This is a genomic window from Halorubrum tibetense (assembly GCF_042661865.1).
GTDB classification, from domain to species: Archaea; Halobacteriota; Halobacteria; order Halobacteriales; family Haloferacaceae; genus Halorubrum; species Halorubrum tibetense.
The window spans coordinates 1-1894 of sequence record NZ_JBHSWW010000380.1; the positions used below are offsets into that span (position 1 = coordinate 1).

At 67.2% G+C, this 1894-nt stretch carries 3 protein-coding genes and 1 pseudogene; 3 read left to right on the top strand and 1 reads right to left on the bottom strand.

Annotation, left to right across the window (positions count from 1 at the left end):
- The 3 genes from ACFQEU_RS15280 to azf all read left to right on the top strand — a co-directional run.
- Positions 1–250 (top strand): hypothetical protein (locus ACFQEU_RS15280; RefSeq protein ID WP_379783547.1); only part of this gene is annotated, 250 nt, incomplete at its 5' end.
- A 113-nt stretch (positions 251–363) separates the two neighbouring features.
- Positions 364–717 (top strand): cell division protein SepF, encoded by a 354-nt coding sequence (locus ACFQEU_RS15285; RefSeq protein ID WP_379783549.1) that lies wholly within the window; start codon positions 364–366, stop codon positions 715–717.
- An 88-nt stretch (positions 718–805) separates the two neighbouring features.
- Positions 806–1612, top strand: coding sequence for an NAD-dependent glucose-6-phosphate dehydrogenase Azf (azf, locus tag ACFQEU_RS15290; protein WP_379783551.1), 807 nt, complete (start codon positions 806–808; stop codon positions 1610–1612).
- A 41-nt stretch (positions 1613–1653) separates the two neighbouring features.
- On the opposite strand, the pseudogene ACFQEU_RS15295 reads toward azf, so the two are convergent.
- A pseudogene (locus tag ACFQEU_RS15295) lies at positions 1654–1894 on the bottom strand (DUF309 domain-containing protein); the annotation flags it as partial.

Genomic DNA, 1894 nt, shown 5'->3' on the forward strand with positions numbered 1-1894 from the left:
GAACGGGGCGGACGCGAACGGGACGAGCGCGACGGGAGTCGGGAGCGGCGAGCATGCCACGGACGAGGGCGACACCGGCAGTGTGGGCGAACCGAGGGCTGCGAGCGAACCGAGGACCGCCGACGAGCAGCCGGCCCCCAACCCCGAAACCCGCGCAGTGATCGAGGAGCTGACCGACGTCGACCTCGCGGAGACCGCCCCGATCGAACTGCTCTCGCGGGTACAGGAGTGGCAGGAGCGGTTGGAGTAGCCGGTCGACACGATCCGATTAGGCCCGCGCCCTCCCGAACGCCCTCCGACGAACGCCCGGATGCGGCCGTGTCTGACGTAAGAACTAATGTGTGAGCTCCCCGTGTGTGTGCCATGGGAATCATGACGAAGATCCTCGGCGGGGGCGGCAACCGATCCGTCGACGATTACGTCGAACTCGAGATGGACGACTTCGCCGAGGCGAGCACGGGAGCGGGGATGCAGGTACACATCGCGGAGATCGGCGACCAGAGCGACGTCATTCCGATCAAGGACGCGGTTTACGACGGCGATCTCGTCATCGCAGACATTACGCGCCACTCGACCTCGGACCGAACGGTCGAGCACATCATCGACGAGCTGCGTCAGGTGGCCGAGGAAGTCGACGGCGACATCGTCCAGAAGGGTGACGACCAGCTCGTCGTCGTGCCCACGGGCGTTTCGATATCCAGACAGAAACTCTCCTGATCCGGTCACTCTCGCCTCGTAGGCGGCTCCTCCGGCTGTTTCGCCGAACCGTGTCATATATGCCCTCCTCACGCCCACGTTAGGGTGAATGGACGAGCCGGTACTGCTTACTGGCGCCGGTGGGCGCGTCGGGCAGGCCATCCTGAACGGCATCGGCGACGCGTACGACTGGCGCCTGCTGGACAGGGAGCCGCTGCCGGCCGCGAAAGTGCCTGACGCGGTCCCCGACGCCGACCGCTACGTGGCGGACATCACCGACGAGCGGGCGGTTCGCGACGCGATGCGCGGCGTCGGCTCCGTTATCCATCTGGCGGGAGACCCGCGGAAGACCGCGCCGTGGGACTCCGTCCTCCGGAACAACATCGACGGCACTCAAGTCGTGATGCGTGTCGCCGCCGAGGAGGGCGTCGAACGCTTCGCGTTCGCCTCCTCGAACCACGCCGTCGGCGGCTACGAGACCGACGACCGTACTCCCGATCTGTACCGTACCGACGACGACTATCGCCTCGACGGGACGGAGCTCCCCCGGCCCGGTAACCTCTACGGCGTCTCCAAGGCGACCGGCGAGGCACTCGGGCGGTTGTACCACGACGAATACGGAATGAGCGTCGTCTGCGTCCGGATCGGTAACCTCACCAAGGACCACCCGCCCCGGGAGTACGAGCGCGGCCAAGCGATGTGGCTCTCCCACCGGGACTGCGCGCACCTGTTCGACCGGTGTCTCAACGCCGACTACGGCTTCGAGATCGTGTACGGGATCTCGAACAACGACCGCCGGTACTACTCGATCGAACGGGCCCGCGACGTGCTCGGTTACGATCCACAGGATAACTCCGCCGACTACACGTTCGAGGGCGAACCGAAGGTCGAGGACCCGCCCGCGGACGAGTCGTAGGGCTAGGCGGGGTTCCGCTCACTCGAACCTGACCCTTCCGCTCACTCGAACAGTCCGTCGACGTCCCGCCGCTGCCGCTCGGCCCGGTCGACGTGGTCCGCGAGCCTGGCGACGACCTGCGGGCGCGCGTCCGGCTCACGAAGGAACGCGAACACCAGCTCGGTGACCGCCGTCCGTCCCGTTCCGTACTCTTCACGCGCGAGCTCGGCCGCCGCCGACACGACAGACTCGTCGGTCGAGGTCACCGTCTCCGCCACGACTGGCGCGGCGACCGTCGCCGCC